Raw genomic sequence first — 16,484 nt, forward strand, 5'->3', positions numbered from 1 at the left:
TCATTCATCCTCCATGATGAGTTCAAACAACGAACGGATCTCTTCCTCTTTCATTCCGCAGCGCCTTCCCTTCTGAATTGCTGCTTCCAGATCCGCCTCAACCTCTTTCCTGCGCTCTTCTTCCATCAGCTGTGTATTCGAAGCCGCTACATACGTTCCTTTCCCATGAACTGTGACTGTCATGCCCTCTGCTTCCAGATTGTCATATGCTTTCTTCACAGTAAGTGCACTGATCTTCAGTTCCTTTGCCATTGTTCTCACGGACGGCAATATATCATTTTCTTTTAACTCTCCGGAGATGATCTGCGCCTTGATCTGCTCCATGATCTGTTCATAAATTGGTACCATCGATGTATTATTGATTATAATCTTCATATGTTCCCTCCTGTTGCAAACAGTATACAACAGTGTAATACTGTTGTCAACTGTTATATACTGTTTTGCAGTAGTTGACTGCCGGGATTCTGTCATCTGCCATTAGAAGGTATGGGAAGTCTTAGTCATTTACTTTTCATGATCATTAATTTTTATTTGTTACGCAAAATGTATTGATTTTATAGACCGATTAGTCTATTTTGTAAATAACTACAACAAAAATATTCTTGGAGAAATATATGACGAAAGCTATCAATAATTATGATAAAACAAAAATTTCAATGGCACATGTTTTCCTGCAATATGATCAGGCTACAATGATACATAAATATTCATTAGATTACAATTCTGACTGGTTATATATTACTTTTATTAACCGTACCTATCGTATTAACCGAAAAACGGGAAGTGTTCAGTGGTCAGATAATGATTTTGAAATAGTTCATGAAGCCAATCATAATGAAGCAATGACTATTTATGATGTTTTATGTTATTCAAAGGATAGATGTCATCTGTCACATGAATTTGTAAATATAAACAGCCTTTCCTCTGTCCGAACAGGAAATCTCTCACCGAACAGAGGATTTTTTCAGAATACCGCTGACTTTTTTAATGGAAAAACCGTTGAATTGCGTAATGCCTGTATATCACTTTCCGGAAAGGAACTGGAAAAAGGAGATGTTGCTTTTAAATTAAATCTTTTTCCTTTTTTGCCGATTATCATCCGTTTCTGGGAAGCTGATGACGAGTTCCCGGCAAGTCTTCAAATTCTTGCAGATAGGAATACTTTAGATTACATGCATTATGAAACGCTTATGTTTGCACTTACACATCTGTTTTCCAGACTGAAGGAGGAAATGCGAATTGAAAAAGGGTGAAGAATCCAGACAACGCCTGATCGAGTGTGCTGCTGAATTATTTTGGAAAAATGGGTATTCTACTACTGGAATCAGCGAAATCCTCAAACAAACAGACCTTCCAAAAGGATCTTTTTATTTTTATTTCAAAAGCAAGGATGACCTGGCAACAGCGGTAACGGAATACTATCAAAAAATCTTACTGGAACAATTTCAAAATAGTTCTCAGGGAAATGACTGGGAAAGTTTTATTGAAGAAATCTTTGATTTTTTATCTGAAAGGACAAATGGACAAACATTTGCAGGCTGCCCGTATGCGGTGATGGGCATGGAAACAGCACTTAGCAAGCCTGCAGTTGCATCTGTATTTATGGAAGGACTGAAAAAATTTGAGCAGATTTTTCAGGAAGTATTGTTATTCTCCGGATTGTCTCCAGATCATGCAAAAATTCTTTCGCAGCGCATGCTTTCTATCTATCAGGGATATTTTCTTCTTGGACGAATCAGCGCCGATACTTCTTATTTGAAAAATGCCAAAAAAAATATGATTGAAATGTACCGGGAATACCGGGCATTTCATGGAATCTGAGAGGAACTTACATGAGTACGGTAATTCGGGCTTGTAACTGCCCAGTCGTAGTAACGGCTTTCACTCCGTATTATTCAATTTCGTCAGTCCAATGCTATAAAGCTCTGCACCCTCTTGATAGCGCACAAATTTCTTTGCTATTTTCTTTGTTTTCTCTACATCTTTACGTGCATATCCCATACACGGCACCTCCTTTTTTGCATAAAAAAAGCAGCTAACCTATTTTTCATAGACTAACTGCTCGTGTTTTTGTTCCATATTCTGTTTTAATTTACTGAAACGTCTTCTGTTTGGCTTAACTGTTTATGAATATCACGTCCACCATACATAATTCGCACTACATATACTATTTCAGTTTCATCATCTGTTTTGTAAAATACCAGATAATTATCCACCGGAAAGAATCGAAGTCCTCTGCTGTGCCACGGTTCTTCCTCATAGAGCCGATTTCTATTCGGCATAGTATCCAGCTTCCGAATTGCCGTCATAATCCGCTCTGCCTGTCCTGCAGCATTCTCCGGAGCTAACAGTTCCTCTGAAATATATCTGAAAATGTTTCGCAGATCTTTCTTTGCTCCTGCTGTATACATCACTTTATATTTCATATACCAAATTCCTGTTTCATTTCTGCTTCAACTTCATCTGCTGAATACACTCTGCCAGCCTTAATATCTTCCATGCCTTTTTCTATTTCTGCATTGAACTGTTCCTTTGTCAGAGAGCCATATGCAACAGGCTCCTCATAAGCTGGAAGTTTCATCTCAAAAGGAATTCCTCTCTGGAGTACAATCTGTCTCAGAAACATTCCTACTGCATTGGACATTGGAATTCCAAGTCGATCAAGCACCTGCTCTGCCTGTTCTTTCACTTCAGGCTCAACACGTGCAAATACATTTGCTGTTCTTGCCATAGATATCGCCTCCTCTTTTTTCTTCATTATATTTCGTTTGATTGCAAATTGCAAGCAGTTCGCAATCTTTTTTATCATTAATACGCTGGCAGGTGGCAGACGGCAGAGAGGTTATCTATAAAACTCTGTATTTTTGTAAGCACTCTGCCACTATCAATCTTTTAGTCTGATACGCTTTTCTTGTTTTTAATTAATCCGATATTTCGGATACAAAAAGACCACTTCTGTATTTTTACAAAAATGGTCTCTCGTACCCTACTATTTAATTACTTTGCGCTAATCAATAATGGAAAATGACTCTGCCGTCATTAATTTTTTCCTTTTACCATTATCTTCAATTTCCCCAATCACTTCGACATGACTACCCGATTCATGCGCCTCTATTGCCTTATTATAATCATCTTTAGCCAATTGTACACTTACTGTTTTTTTGCTATCGTTCTCATCTAAATATACTATCGTTACCTTTCCATTTGTTCTTTTGGAGGCATCCGGTATAGATTCTAGCTTTTTTACTCTTCCAACAATTTTGGTATGAGTATTTATAGTTTCTCTTAATTTTTCTATAGCCATGGTTATCGGTTGATAATAATCATGTGTTAAAGTAATTCTGTCCTGATCACAACGATTTGTTTTAACAACAGGAGACCATTGTGCAATAAACTCTACTGCCGTATCCTGCTCTGAGATATTCATTCCTGTTAGGGCTTCATAAAAATTAGCACTTATCATCGCCCCTTCATCTTCAGAAATCAATTTATCAATTTCCCCATTGTCTATATTTGCTTTAATATTTGAAACATTTGACATAATTCGTTTTGTCACCTTGCGTGTTAGCGAATTTGCACATTGTTCTTCATCAGAAAAAATACTTAATTGTCTATATTCTTCCGATTCATCTAATTCAGCAAAAGGGCATACTACAGAAATAACATAGCTACCAATTTCTGTTTGACCAAATTTGCAATTATTTATAAATTGAGAAACCGCTTCTTCTGGTCTTCCTTGATGAATATGCTTCGGATGAAGAACATCTAGAGCCGTTGCTGCTATCAGCTTTTTAGCATTTTCAAATAAATTAATCGCATCATCAAAAAATATACTACCAGCTTCAACGTCTTTTTTCTGCAATCTAATTTTCAATATATCTGTATTAGGGTTTAATAAATATAACATCAACTGTTCTGTTGATTGTCCTTCTAAAAATGCAATCTGTTCAATTGCATCAAACATTGCTTTTTTATAATCCGCTAATGTTTTATCAATTGGTATTATTACCTGATAGAATTCTTCCTTCTCTGTAATTTTTTGAAAGATTTTAATATATTCCTTTTTGGTTTTATATTGCATCCAACCGGTATCTTTAAGGTATCTTACTACAGCATGAGGATTTATCTTTTCTGTCAGGTCCATGAAATTAACTGAATAGATCATGGCCACTCCTCCTTTGCTATTTTTTCAAGTATCTCTAACAAAGTATCTTTATTAATCAAGTTTTTCTTATTAATAGATACCGTAACCGTGTTTTTGTTATCAGATGGTGACTCATTAGAAAAATCAGCCCAATACATACATCCATTAATCAGCAAATCTTTTTCTGACCACTTTACCCAGGTATCTTCGTCCTCAGGCAACACAAGCAATCCCAAAATAATAGGAGTCGTACATCTTGTGCATAAATCGTTAAAATTCTTTACTTTTAATTTATAATGAAGTATTTCTTCATCATCTGTATATTGAGATACCGATGATGTGCATTTCAACTGAATTCTTAAAGAAGACATATATTTCGTTCCATCATCAAGAGTTATTAATTTCTTCATAATGCCGTCTGTACTATCATCATCATGTCTTTGGAGATCAAAAGAAACGCTTGCACTTGCGCAAACCGCTGAAAGATAACTAATATGGATATCCTCTTTATCATTTGTCGTGAGCATTTTTATCCCTCCGTTCATTTATTATTGATGAAATTATACCACACTTCTGAACAGATGGAACACATAATATCTATTTTGTCAGGTATTAATTCTCCTCTATACCTTACAGATTCCTTCTTCAACTTATCTCTGTGTACTTTGAAATATTTATACACCGGCAGACAACAGATAAGGTATCTATAAAAATCTGTATTTACTTCAATGACTCTGCCACCCATCATTCTTTTAATTGAATACTATTCTCCTGCTTTTCATTTACTTGGTACTCCAACTCATTCTTCATCCGGCTTCTCACATCACGCATTGTTCGCCCGGATATTCCCTGTTCCTTTGCTTTTTCATCTAATTCCCTGATTGAAATTTCTTTTTTATCAGCAAGAAGTTCCCTGATTAACTTTGCCCCTCTCTCCAGCTTTGTTTCTGTTGCTTTTCCTTCTTTTCCATCTAACAATTCATCTGCGGAAATCTCATAGGCTCCCACCCATCGGAAACCTTCTTCGTCTCCCAGTTTAAATGCCATTGTCTCCCCTGGTGGCGCAAGAGAACTTTTTTCATGTATCAATACCCTTGTGGTTGGATCTTTTCTTACTTTCCCGATGAAAATCAAGCTTCGCACTGCTGCCATAATATCAATAGAACCAAGTCCTCGATACGTGCTCTGTGTTCCGGAAGATTTATTCAGATGTCCAATCAGCACAATGGCACATCCGGTCTTCTCTGCAATCATTCCCAGTTTTCGGAACACCGGACGCACTTCATTTGCACGGTTTATATCCACATCTGCTCCAATAAAGGCCTGTACCGGATCAATGATTACAAGCCTCACATGATTCTGCCTGACTGCCTTTTCAATTCGATCATCGGATAAAGTCAACGCTTCTTCCGAATCATCAATCACCATAACCCTGCTTAGATTAGCACCTGCTTCTACCAATCTTGGCTTAATGGTATCGCCCATGCCATCCTCCGCAGTCTGATAGATTACATTGAATGGTTCGATATCTTCCATATTCGGAAACAATTTTCTGTTGGTACAGGCTGCCGTCAGCATCATAGCAAAATAAGTTTTTCCTTCTCCCGGATTTCCCTGAATGATTGTCAGTTTTCCAAATGGAATATAAGGAAACCACAGCCATTCCACACTGGTCTGTTCAATGTCTTCATAACACAACATCGGCACTAATTCTTCCTTTTCCGGTACTTTAATTGTGATTGTTTCTGCAATTGCTTTCTTTCTGTCGGCGTTTTTATCACAGAGAATTTCGTTCCAGTCTTTTCGTGATGGTTTCAGACGAATTACACTGTACCCCTCCGGAATTTCTTCTGCCAGTTTCTTACAAGCCTCATTCCCTGCCTGGTCATTATCCAGGCACAGGAAAACAGAAGTAATCTGAGGGCGTTCAGAAAGAAAAGTCATCAGTGCCACACTGGAGACTCCACCCAGACTCAGGTAACTGCGCTTTTTCCAATCTTTTGGAAATAACTGGATAAATGAAAGCAAATCAATAGCTGCTTCAAATACAAACAACTGATTATCCGTTCCTCTGTAACTGAATCCATAAGATTTACCAGAACCTGTTACATCTCCTCGATATTTTATTTCACCAGTTCCCCGGCAGTGTGCATATCTCGGAATACCATCTGCATCTCTGCCGACAAATATAACATTATGATGTTTCTTTTCTTCGTAAATATCACCTCTGTCAATCCAATCTTCCACCAGTGTTTTCTCAATCTCTCTTTTTTCTGTCAGATACTTCATGATTTTTTCATTATCCTCATTTTTCTCCGGTAATCGGAAGTCTTTAGACGGGGCGGGGCAGGACTTCTGCCTGCCTTCGCCTTCTTCCCCAATCAGAATTTTCACTGCTTCCGGGAATGTTGCATAATAAAATTCCATCACAAAGTCTACCGGATAACCGCCCTTACTCTGACTATGCCGATACCATCGATTTCCGGATATCGTTACACTGTCATGCTTTTTCCAACGGTATTCTCTGCCACTTTTCATCAACTGTTCCCCTTGTTCGTTCAGAAAAGACACAAGATCGGTCTGGTTTGCTCTTGCAACCTCCACATAAAATATACATCGATTAAAAAACATTTTTTCCCTATGCATAAATAGCAATTGGGATCACAATAGCAGCCGGTCCTTCTATTTTCGTCTTTAATTCCGGCAAATTAAATTGTTTCATATCCTCCGTTTTAAATTCTGCAAACATTTCATTTAATAAGTCTTCCTGCAAAATCGACAACGATGTTTTTCTGAGTAAATCAATGTTTTCTGTATCCTCTTTGCATATGAATATTACTTTTCCAAGAACTTTAAAATGCCCACCAATGATTTCTGATATATTATCATTCGCAAGATATTGTTCTTGGACTGACAAGACAGTCGTTCCTTTGTTATCTGATAATATAAAATCTATTGTTCCACTATGTTTTAATTCATCCGCAAATAATTTAATTTGCTTTACCATTTCATCATCTTTTTTCTTTTGATTTTTTGCCTGTGTTTTACCCCCTACTTGAGGTTGTTCTGCGAAAATATTTGCCATACGAAATAAATCAATGAAACTATCCATATAATTTATTATCGGATTCTTTTGTAATTCTCCTTCAACTTCGATAAAATCACCTACTTGCATTTTTAAAAAATCCAAATCAGATTTTAATATCTTTTGTTGTACTAAAAATCCTCGAAACTTTGATAAAAGAGAAACATTTGTATGTATCTTTTCTTTAACAATACTTTCATTTTCGCCTTTATTTCCTTCATGGCTTATTCCACCAGAAACATCAATTTTTAATAACTTACTTAAGATACTGGCAGATGTTGAAATTCCCGCATCAATTTTCTGTGAAGAACTATTTTCTTTATGCTCTGTATAATTAATTTGACTTACCATTGAAAATCCATCTTCCATAATAGCAAGCATATCCAAAACAATTTTTTCATTTATATATATCGGAATAATAAGTCTATCTGATTTTATATTATGTTCCACAATTTTACCCTTCCTTCATTTATCTATAGCATATTTTTTGAATAAAAATTCATGATGCACAGGTGAAGACGCACCATTATCCGAAATCTACGATTTTGCTATATTTCTGAATTGAAATTTTTCAAATCCATAAACAGCACCGCTGGTCGCACGATACAGGCAGATCCCATCACCTGTATAGAAGTGCGTTCTTAGCTTTGCTAAGAGAATTATGCCGTATCCGGCGTGTTATCTTTTTTCAAGGTCTTCTACTTTCTTCTGATAAAGTTTCATCAGTCCCACAACACAGGCAGCTTCGCTTTTATAGGCTTCACTGCCTTTTGTGAATCCGTATGCCTGCATGACTGCCATATCATTCTGGTGATGTGCTTTTCGCAGTTCCGGCGGCATGGTCAGTTCATCATAAAGATCTGCAAGGCTGCTATCCGGATATAATGCTCTGGCATCAAGGACTGCCTGTGCAGTCTGTTCGATTTTTTGCCGTTGCTGAGCGGTCGGTTCTGGCCATGGGAAATTATTGTAAACGATTTTTATCGAATAATCATAATCGCTTTTTAGTCTCCCACAAACAACCCGCATCCATGCCATGTGTACATTTGATTCTAAGATTCCAAATTCATATAAGTCAGCATCTGGCATCAATCGAACCTTATTACTACATAAAACCGAGCTATCCATATATCCCATCGGAACATATCTCCTTCTCTGAGATGAGACTTCAGGAATTACTATATACTGTCCTTTTGGCATATTCTCCACATGGAATCTTGTTGGCTTTTCAGCCAATTTAACCGTACCTTTGCTCGGACTTGATAATCGATATTCTCTAACTGCTTTAATCCGTTCCATACACAAAGGAAGTTTTCTTAATTCAGTCGGGCTGCATTCTCCCAACCAAAGACAATATCTTGGCGATCTGTTTATAAATTCTCTCGAGCCATACCATTGGTGAAAGTATTTTTGAGCTTCCGGTTCTTGTTTTATAAACTCTTCCATTTCTTTTTTTTCAAAAAGATAATATCCACCATCAATTGGCTTATTTCCAATTCCGATTTCTGGAATATTGCAGATAGGCTTATTTCTGCTCTCGACATATACATTCGCTGCATCCAAAAGATAACCATTGATGTTTTTTGCAATTTGATATCGTTCATCTATGAATATTTTCTTTGGTTTATTATAAGGAGCAATACTAAATCCAATGATCACACAATGCACATGGGCCTTTATCTTTGCTTCACTATCCCACTGAAATGTTCGATATGCAAAATCAATATGTACGTCATTTTCCAATAGTGGTTTCCACAAATTAGCAACACTTTCTCCTTGGGAAACAGAATTTGTCGAAACCAATGCAGCTCGTATTGATGTATTCTTCATAAAATCTGCACATTTCTTATACCAGCAGCAAACGTAATCCATATTTCCGACATTTTTCCATCCCTTAAAAATTTCTCTTACATCATCTTTCTGTTCAGAACTCATTACTCTGGCACCAACAAACGGAGGATTTCCCATAATATATGACACCTGATATTTCGGTACAACGCTCTCCCAGTTAATCTGCAAAGAATTACCTTCTACAATAAACGCATTTGTCGTCAACGGCAGAAAATCCAAATTCATATGAACGATATCTTCTGTCTCTTTCATCATCTGGGATTCTGCAATCCACAATGCCGTCTTGGCAACTGTAACAGCAAAATCATTAATCTCAATTCCATAAAACTGATCAATAGAAACATGAATCGGGGAAGATTCATCAAAGCCAAAAGTAATCTGTCCTCTCTGCAATTCTTTTATGACTTCGTTCTCCAATCGCCGTATACTGATATATGTTTCCGTAAGGAAATTTCCACTTCCCGATGCCGGATCAAGCCACCGGAGATTTGCCAGCTTCATCTGGAAGTCTCTCAGCTTTTTATCTTTTGTTCTCTGCACGGTTATCTGCTGAATTTCTTTCAGCTCATTTTTCAGATCGTCCAGAAACAGTGGATCAATGACCTTGTGAATATTCTCAATGCTGGTGTAATGCATACCGCCGGAGCGTCTTGTCTCTGGATTCAACGTACTCTCGAACACAGCACCAAATATGGTCGGACTGATTTCTGACCAGTCAAAATCTGCTGATGCTTTTTCTAATAAAAGATTTCTGATTTCATCCGTAAAAGGCGGAATCTCAATATCTTCATTTGCAAAAAGTCCACCATTTACATACGGAAAAGCTGCAAGCTGTGGGTTATCATCTTTCAAATAAGGATCTCTATCCTCCGGCTTTGTATCAAGGATCTGGAAAAGTTCAATCATTGCTTTTCTCATTTTTCTTGCATCAAATTCTTCCAGATAATCATGGAACATACCATGCTGTCCGAAAATGCCGGCATCCTCTGCATACAGGCAGAATACCATTCTGACACAAAGGATATTCAGACTTTTCATTGCACGCTCTGTTGTTGGATCGGCATATTGTTTTGCCAGTGCATCATACAGCAACCCTACAATTTCACCTGCGGCAATGGAAACTTCCATTTCTCTCTGAAGATTTGTGTTTCCCTCGTCCACAAGGAACTGTAACCGATAATATTCTTTTTCCAGATTCTCCAACTGGATAATCTCCGGATCACCGCCCGGCTTTTCCATGTCATAAATATAGAATGACTGGAAATTACTGGTAACAATCCATCTCGGTCTTTTTGAATACGGCAATTCAGAAGAATATCTTTTTGCCTGTTCAAATGGTGTCAGCATAGATCCATCGGACTGTCGGATAGCAGCTGTCAGGCTCTTGTTGATACTTTTCTGTTCAATCATGACATGGGTTTTCTCGATATACCCATCAATAAAACTGGTATGGTCAAGGTGTACCTGATCTTCAAAAGAAATAAACTGTGATATTTCCGTCACACCAAATACCGTTGTGAGAAGCTCCACCCAGAAAATCTGGCTGTCGCCTTTTTCATATCCACGGTCTTTCCAGTTTTTCGCAAATGCTTTCGCAGCTACTCTTTGTTGTGTATCTGTCATTGCAGCAACCTCCTATTATTCATCATCTGTAAATTCCATCATCTCATCCACGGTGCAGTCCAGTTTCTTGCAAATTTTCTCAATCGTCTCCATTGATACATATTGGTTTTTCCCCATCCGTGCAAGAATGTTTCCGCTGATCCCAGTAAGGTACTGCATTTCTATCCGCTTCATATTTTTATCTATGAGCATTTTCCATAATCTGTTATAACTTACGCCCATAAGCTACCTCCGTATTTTTCGTTCAAACATATTTTGATTATATCACGATTTCGTTAGGTTGAATATCTGTGTTTTTGATATCTTCTGTAAAAATGGAAAAGAGGATGCATTTTGTCTAGGCATCCTCTCCAACCATTTATTCTAAATTAATTAAATGGAATTTCTCCTTCAGATGCTTCCATAAATCCGTCCTTATCTGTTTTCGATGTTTCTGATGAATCTACCCCAGCACCGCTGTCCTTGTTCTGGGCAAATTCATGTTCTTCCACAATCACATCTGTAGTATAAATTGTTTTCCCGTCCTTATCCTTATAACTACCGGTACTGATACGACCGCCAATCACAATCCTCATTCCTTTGTGAAGATATTTCTGTGCGAACTCTGCACTCTTACCAAACGTGATACACGAAATAAAATCTGCTTCCTGTTCTCCGTCACGTTTATATCTTCTGTTCACTGCCAGAGTATAATTCTTCAATCTCCTCTGTCAATTTCATAGATTTACACCTGCCCTTTCCATGTTATCTCACTGTTTCAGATAACTCCGGTAACTATCTAGAACTGAATCAGTAACACCACTTTTATATATTTTACGAATATCAACAATCTGTTCATCTTTCAGCAATTTCAACCAATCCAGTAAATCTTTTCTGCTGTTTGCAAAATTGCAGCATCTTCCATCTGCATATTCAATCCTGTATCTCATACGCTCCTCCTATACATATACCAATTCACTCAATACAATTTCCTACACACGATTCCTGATGTTGTTACACTGTCGCACCCATTCCATAGGATTCTGACTCTTCAGTTTCTCGGTAACTCCATCCGCAATTCTCATTTGTGTTTCAATCAGCTCATACCGTTCCTGTGCCTGTTCGTTAAGATCTGCCAGATAGCGATCCAGTTTTCCGGTCAACAAAAGATAAGAATACATCCCTGATTTATGTTTTTTCAGATATTGTTTCCGAAGTATTCCCCAGTAACCAATCGGTCGGTTTTCCTCCGGCAAGGCTAACATCGGCATGTAATAATCTCCCACCAGCACATAATCCAATCCATTGTTATCATCATGTATTATTTTTCTCTGTTCACTCATGTTCTTCTCCTCTATCAAATCTTCCTCTGCTCTCGCAGATACGCTTCAAATATACTTCTACGAATCAGTACTTTCTTCCCAATCTTATATACTGCTCTGGCTTCATGTGCCATACGAACTACGGGCTTGATTCCCAGTCTGTAATATTCACATGCCATATTGTAGGTCACGTAGTCATGGCTCATAAATTCCAGATCTTCATCGTCAATCTCATCTGAAAACATCCATACATTACCGCTCATCCATCATTTCCTCCCTGCCTTTTCCTGTCGCCGGTTCATGGAATCGTTCCAGATAAGTATCAAAAATATCCCGATTAATCAGTACCGTTCCATCTATTCTGTAAATCGCACCTGCATCACTGGCAAGTTCAAATAATTTCTTATGAGAAATACTGTAAATAATCTCTGCCTGTTGATAACGCAGATACTGTCGGCGCAATTTTCTAAGCTACTCCGATACTTCCTTCATACTTGTGATTGGTTTATAATTTTTATCCATGATATTTTCGCGTAATTCACTGTTTTACAGAAGTTGACTGCCGGGATATATTTTTTAGTGCGAAAAACACAATAAAAATCTGATTATCCGCTAAAACACAGTATCTATCAGCATTTTCAAGGAAACAAACACATCAATTTACTACTTATTTACTACTAACGAATGAGCTTTGATACGCTAGTTTTCTTAGATATGCAAAGATATGGTACAGCACATCAGTATTGAAACAAGAAAAATTTAATATTTCATAGACTATGGAACGCCTAACATGACGTTCCTTTTCTATTTCCAGCCATTCTTATTGGACGGCTATTTTATTACTCAAAACGAAAGGAGCATTAGACTTATGAAAAAGATATTAAAGCGATTGTGTACGGGCTTCTTAGCTCTTGCAACTGTCGTTACTGCTTTACCGAGTACACCCGTTCATGCAGAAAGTAAGCAATACTGGACGGAAAGTGCAGAGCGTGTCGGTATCATTGAAAAAGTAATGAATGACGGTTCTATCGGTTCTACATTCAATGAGGGCATGATGAAAGTTGAGGGCGAAACTGCCTATTGTATTGACATCAATACAGATTTCAAAAATGGTTACAAGACCAGAGCTGACGCAAGCTCACGCATGAGTGCCGACCAGATTTCAGATGTGGCGTTATCCTTAGAGTATGTCAAACAGTATGGCGAAGCTCACAAGGAACTGAATTACAAGCAAGTCTATCTGTTGGAACAATGTGTTGTCTGGCAGAGATTGAGCGTACATCTTGGCTGGCAATGTGATAACGTGCGAGCTTCTTATGATGAAATACCAAAGGCAACACAGGACGAAGTTTTCTCTGGTGCAAAAGCCTTTGTCAAAGAGAATAAAGGACGCTATGAATGTGGCGGTTATATCTACTCTGGCGAGGGGCAGGAATTAGGACAATTCTGGGCGAAACTGAATGTCGGAAATGCGAAACTACAAAAGACTTCCAGTAATACCAGCATTACAAACGGTAACGGGAATTACTCTGTCGCTGGTGCAATCTACGGTGTCTTTTCTGATAAGGACTGCACGAAACAGCTTGCCACCCTTACGACTGATGAAAACGGAAATACAGATGTTGTAGAGGTAAAAGCAGGCACAGTCTATATCAAGGAATTATCCGCACCAGCAGGATATAAAGTAGATAAAACTGTATATTCCTTAAAGATTGAAGCTGGAAAGACAGCGACATTGAACGTATCTGATACGCCAAAAGTAACGGACACTTTGATTGAGCTTTTCAAGATTGACATGGAAACACAGAAAGACAATCCGCAAGGAAACGCTTCTCTAGCAGGTGCGGAATTTACATGGAAGTATTATGCAGGCTTCTATACTAAAGACAATCTCCCTGCCGAAGCTACTCGTACATGGGTTACAAAGACAATCGCTGAAACAGACAGCGACGGGACAACCCACTACATCACAAAATTAGCGGACGCATACAAGGTGTCTGGCGACAGCTTCTATATGCAAGACGGTAAAGCCGTTTTTCCACTTGGAACACTAACCGTTGAAGAAACGAAAGCTCCAAATGGCTACTTACTTGACGGTGCATATATGCAGGCTGGCGATAAGTCCGAACAGATTAAGGGCTTATATGTAACACAGATTACCGAGGACGGCGACCTTGCCGTATTATCTGGAAGTAACCAGTTTTCCGTTTCTGACAAGGTTATCCGTGGCGGTGTCAAAATTCAGAAACGAGATTTAGAAACGGGCGATACAAAGCCACAAGGAAGTGCCACTTTGAAAGATACTGCCTTTGACATCATTTCCTTAAATGATAATGCAGTATTGGTTGAGGGCAAGCTATACAAAAAAAATGAAGTGGTAAAGACAATTCGTACCGATATTGAGGGTGTCGCTTCTACTTCTTCTGACCTCTTACCTTATGGAAAGTTTCGTATCGTTGAAAGTGAAGCTCCAAACGGATATTTGACTGACGGTGCAAAACCGATTGATTTTACAATCACAGAAAATGGAAAAATTGTGGACTTAACCGACAAAGCCCATTCTATCTACAATCAGATTAAGCGTGGGGATATTGAGGGCGTGAAAATCGGTGCAGGCACACACAAGCGTCTTGCTGATGTTCCCTTTAGGATCACAAGCAAGACGACGGGCGAAAATCATGTTGTGGTAACTGATGATAACGGGCAATTCTCCACTTCTGCTGAATGGGCTTCTCATAAGCACAATACCAACGCAGGCAAGACCAGCGAGGACGGTATATGGTTTGGGACTTCTGAACCAGACGACAGCAAGGGTGCATTACCTTATGATACTTACATCATTGAAGAAATGAAATGCGACAGCAACAAAGGTTTTAAACTTATCCCACCTTTTGAAATCGTGGTATCAAGAAATAACCTTGTGATTGATTTAGGGACTTTGACTGATGAATACGAAAAAGAAATCTCTATCCATACCACAGCGACCAGCAAGGACGGCGAAAAGACTATCCTTGCAGGAAAAGAGGTAACAATCGTTGATACTGTCAAATTAGACGGACTTACAAAAGGCACAAAATACCAGCTCAAAGGCTGGCAGATGTTAAAAGAAGAAAACACCGAGCTTATCATTGACGGGAAACGTGTAGAAAACGATTATACCTTTGTCGCTGATGATGAAGCTATGAAAGTGGAAATTTCCTATACATTTAATGCGTCTGCTTTAGGTGGCAAAAACCTTGTTACCTTTGAGAAATTGTATGATTTAAGCAATCCAGACGAACCCGTGAAAGTTGCAGAACACAAAGACATTGCGGACGACGGGCAAACGGTACTTATCACAGAGCGTATCATCAAAATTCATACGACTGCTACTGATAAGGACGGCAACAAAGAGCTTGAAGCTGGAAAAGACGTTACAATCATTGATACAGTAACCTTAGAGGGCTTAGAAGTCGGTACACAGTACAAACTTGTGGGCTGGCAGATGTTGAAAGAAGAAAATACAGAGCTTCTTATCAATGGAAAGCGTGTGGAAAGTGATTATACGTTTACTGCTGACAGCGAAACTATGAAAGTAGAAGTTGCCTTTACGTTTGACGCTACTTCTCTTGACGGCAAACAGCTGGTAACTTTTGAAGAATTATACGATTTAAGCAATCCAGACGAGCCGAAGAAAGTTACCGAGCATAAAGACATTGAGGACGAGGGACAGACGATTACCTTTAAGGAAAAACCAGAAGTCCCAGAAGAACCAGAGAAACCCGAAATACCGCAGACACCAGATACACCACATAAAACAAACAGTCCAAAAACTGGCGATAGTACTAACCTTTACGGACTGCTTGCACTTCTTATGACTTCTGGTGCTGGGCTGGCAGGTATTTTCTTCTATAAACGCCGTAAAATGAAGAAATCATAAGGCGGTAACAGTATGAGAAAAGGAAAATCACGCTCTCCGCCGATACCGTATCGGCAGACTTCCGCTTATTCTGGCTTGTCTGCCAACAACCTGCAAGAACACGGATAGTCAAGGGTGCGAAGCATTGATTTTACCCTTTACTATCTGTGGGATTGCTGGTACTTTCCAAACCGCCAGAATAAGAAATCACAATCAAATATAGAAAGAAACGAGGTAAAACAATATGGAAATGAAATATGTCGTGCCAGATATGGCACAGTCTTTTGGAACTCTTGAATTTGCAGGCGAAAGCGAGCCAGTCTTTGAAAGAGATAAAAATAACCGCAGGGTCTTAGCCAGACGAAGCTATAACCTTTATTCTGACGTACAGAAAGGCGAAAATGTTGTAGTGGAAATTCCCGTGCAGGCTGGCGAAAAGAAGTTCAAGTATGAACAGAAAGTAAAACTTGTCAATCCGAAGTTATACGGCAGAGGTTACGCAATCGGGGATATGGGACATACCGATTATGTGTTGCTTGCTGATGATATTGTAGCAGTTGAAGAAAAGTAAAGGAGTGAAGC

18 protein-coding genes and 1 pseudogene are annotated in these 16,484 nt (G+C 38.6%); 4 read left to right on the forward strand and 15 right to left on the reverse strand.

Going from position 1 to position 16,484, the window contains the following annotated elements:
• A complete protein-coding gene (locus tag BN3261_RS12535) occupies positions 1–375 on the reverse strand; it encodes a GntR family transcriptional regulator (protein ID WP_015526677.1) in 375 nt (124 codons plus the stop codon).
• 227 nt (positions 376–602) lie between these two features.
• Between BN3261_RS12535 and BN3261_RS12540 the strand changes: the two genes are divergently transcribed.
• A complete protein-coding gene (locus BN3261_RS12540) occupies positions 603–1,253 on the forward strand; it encodes a DUF3786 domain-containing protein (protein WP_199874117.1) in 651 nt (216 codons plus the stop codon).
• Complete coding sequence (locus BN3261_RS12545) at positions 1,240–1,821, forward strand: TetR/AcrR family transcriptional regulator (protein ID WP_059086426.1); 582 nt, start codon at positions 1,240–1,242, stop codon at positions 1,819–1,821. Before BN3261_RS12540 ends, BN3261_RS12545 begins: the two co-directional genes overlap by 14 nt.
• Before the next feature lie 78 nt (positions 1,822–1,899).
• On the opposite strand, the pseudogene BN3261_RS17980 reads toward BN3261_RS12545, so the two are convergent.
• The 14 genes and pseudogenes from BN3261_RS17980 to BN3261_RS12615 all read right to left on the reverse strand — a co-directional run.
• Positions 1,900–2,001 (reverse strand): annotated as a pseudogene (locus BN3261_RS17980) (DUF6462 family protein); the annotation flags it as partial.
• An 86-nt stretch (positions 2,002–2,087) separates the two neighbouring features.
• Entirely contained in the window at positions 2,088–2,426 is a 339-nt protein-coding gene (locus BN3261_RS12550; RefSeq protein ID WP_059086427.1) for a type II toxin-antitoxin system RelE/ParE family toxin, read from the reverse strand.
• Positions 2,423–2,731, reverse strand: a complete 309-nt coding sequence (locus BN3261_RS12555) for a type II toxin-antitoxin system RelB/DinJ family antitoxin (protein ID WP_005339370.1) — start codon at positions 2,729–2,731, stop codon at positions 2,423–2,425. The genes BN3261_RS12550 and BN3261_RS12555 overlap by 4 nt, the downstream gene beginning before the upstream one ends.
• A gap of 276 nt (positions 2,732–3,007) precedes the next feature.
• Positions 3,008–4,165 (reverse strand): hypothetical protein, encoded by a 1,158-nt coding sequence (locus tag BN3261_RS12560; protein WP_059086428.1) that lies wholly within the window; start codon positions 4,163–4,165, stop codon positions 3,008–3,010.
• Positions 4,162–4,671 (reverse strand): DUF4365 domain-containing protein, encoded by a 510-nt coding sequence (locus tag BN3261_RS12565; protein WP_059086429.1) that lies wholly within the window; start codon positions 4,669–4,671, stop codon positions 4,162–4,164. Before BN3261_RS12565 ends, BN3261_RS12560 begins: the two co-directional genes overlap by 4 nt.
• Before the next feature lie 217 nt (positions 4,672–4,888).
• On the reverse strand, positions 4,889–6,775 hold the full coding sequence (locus tag BN3261_RS12575) for an AAA family ATPase (protein ID WP_059086945.1): 1,887 nt from the start codon (positions 6,773–6,775) through the stop codon (positions 4,889–4,891).
• A 7-nt stretch (positions 6,776–6,782) separates the two neighbouring features.
• The gene (locus BN3261_RS12580) at positions 6,783–7,679 is read right to left on the reverse strand and encodes a DUF6414 family protein (RefSeq protein ID WP_059086431.1); all 897 of its coding nucleotides are present in this window, start codon (positions 7,677–7,679) and stop codon (positions 6,783–6,785) included.
• 228 nt (positions 7,680–7,907) lie between these two features.
• Complete coding sequence (locus BN3261_RS12585; protein WP_059086432.1) at positions 7,908–10,703, reverse strand: DNA methyltransferase; 2,796 nt, start codon at positions 10,701–10,703, stop codon at positions 7,908–7,910.
• A 15-nt stretch (positions 10,704–10,718) separates the two neighbouring features.
• Positions 10,719–10,925 (reverse strand): helix-turn-helix domain-containing protein, encoded by a 207-nt coding sequence (locus BN3261_RS12590; RefSeq protein WP_005341250.1) that lies wholly within the window; start codon positions 10,923–10,925, stop codon positions 10,719–10,721.
• 146 nt (positions 10,926–11,071) lie between these two features.
• The gene (locus BN3261_RS12595) at positions 11,072–11,404 is read right to left on the reverse strand and encodes a single-stranded DNA-binding protein (RefSeq protein WP_235812380.1); all 333 of its coding nucleotides are present in this window, start codon (positions 11,402–11,404) and stop codon (positions 11,072–11,074) included.
• Between the two features lie 48 nt (positions 11,405–11,452).
• Positions 11,453–11,632, reverse strand: a complete 180-nt coding sequence (locus BN3261_RS12600) for a hypothetical protein (protein WP_055225720.1) — start codon at positions 11,630–11,632, stop codon at positions 11,453–11,455.
• 42 nt (positions 11,633–11,674) lie between these two features.
• Positions 11,675–12,025, reverse strand: a complete 351-nt coding sequence (locus BN3261_RS12605; protein ID WP_059086433.1) for a TnpV protein — start codon at positions 12,023–12,025, stop codon at positions 11,675–11,677.
• 14 nt (positions 12,026–12,039) lie between these two features.
• On the reverse strand, positions 12,040–12,267 hold the full coding sequence (locus BN3261_RS12610) for a DUF6462 family protein (protein WP_059086434.1): 228 nt from the start codon (positions 12,265–12,267) through the stop codon (positions 12,040–12,042).
• Positions 12,257–12,466, reverse strand: a complete 210-nt coding sequence (locus BN3261_RS12615; RefSeq protein ID WP_235812381.1) for a DUF6462 family protein — start codon at positions 12,464–12,466, stop codon at positions 12,257–12,259. The genes BN3261_RS12610 and BN3261_RS12615 overlap by 11 nt, the downstream gene beginning before the upstream one ends.
• A 406-nt stretch (positions 12,467–12,872) precedes the next feature.
• Here BN3261_RS12615 and BN3261_RS12620 point away from each other — a divergent pair, with 406 nt between their 5' ends.
• Both BN3261_RS12620 and BN3261_RS12625 read left to right on the forward strand, forming a co-directional pair.
• Positions 12,873–15,923 (forward strand): SrtB-anchored collagen-binding adhesin, encoded by a 3,051-nt coding sequence (locus BN3261_RS12620; RefSeq protein WP_059086435.1) that lies wholly within the window; start codon positions 12,873–12,875, stop codon positions 15,921–15,923.
• Positions 15,924–16,146: 223 nt separating this feature from the next.
• Positions 16,147–16,473, forward strand: a complete 327-nt coding sequence (locus BN3261_RS12625) for a YdcP family protein (RefSeq protein WP_059086436.1) — start codon at positions 16,147–16,149, stop codon at positions 16,471–16,473.
• Positions 16,474–16,484: the final 11 nt, after the last annotated feature.

It is taken from the genome of Blautia massiliensis (ex Durand et al. 2017) (genome assembly GCF_001487165.1).
GTDB classification, from domain to species: domain Bacteria; phylum Bacillota; class Clostridia; order Lachnospirales; family Lachnospiraceae; genus Blautia_A; species Blautia_A fusiformis.

Coding starts and splice junctions, on each gene's coding strand:
- BN3261_RS12535 (WP_015526677.1), bottom strand. CDS start 375: ATGAAGATTATAATCAATAATACATCGATGGTACCAATTTATGAACAG.
- BN3261_RS12550 (WP_059086427.1), bottom strand. CDS start 2,426: ATGAAATATAAAGTGATGTATACAGCAGGAGCAAAGAAAGATCTGCGA.
- BN3261_RS12555 (WP_005339370.1), bottom strand. CDS start 2,731: ATGGCAAGAACAGCAAATGTATTTGCACGTGTTGAGCCTGAAGTGAAA.
- BN3261_RS12560 (WP_059086428.1), bottom strand. CDS start 4,165: ATGATCTATTCAGTTAATTTCATGGACCTGACAGAAAAGATAAATCCT.
- BN3261_RS12565 (WP_059086429.1), bottom strand. CDS start 4,671: ATGCTCACGACAAATGATAAAGAGGATATCCATATTAGTTATCTTTCA.
- BN3261_RS12575 (WP_059086945.1), bottom strand. CDS start 6,775: ATGTTTTTTAATCGATGTATATTTTATGTGGAGGTTGCAAGAGCAAAC.
- BN3261_RS12585 (WP_059086432.1), bottom strand. CDS start 10,703: ATGACAGATACACAACAAAGAGTAGCTGCGAAAGCATTTGCGAAAAAC.
- BN3261_RS12590 (WP_005341250.1), bottom strand. CDS start 10,925: ATGGGCGTAAGTTATAACAGATTATGGAAAATGCTCATAGATAAAAAT.
- BN3261_RS12600 (WP_055225720.1), bottom strand. CDS start 11,632: ATGAGATACAGGATTGAATATGCAGATGGAAGATGCTGCAATTTTGCA.
- BN3261_RS12605 (WP_059086433.1), bottom strand. CDS start 12,025: ATGAGTGAACAGAGAAAAATAATACATGATGATAACAATGGATTGGAT.
- BN3261_RS12610 (WP_059086434.1), bottom strand. CDS start 12,267: ATGAGCGGTAATGTATGGATGTTTTCAGATGAGATTGACGATGAAGAT.
- BN3261_RS12620 (WP_059086435.1), top strand. CDS start 12,873: ATGAAAAAGATATTAAAGCGATTGTGTACGGGCTTCTTAGCTCTTGCA.
- BN3261_RS12625 (WP_059086436.1), top strand. CDS start 16,147: ATGGAAATGAAATATGTCGTGCCAGATATGGCACAGTCTTTTGGAACT.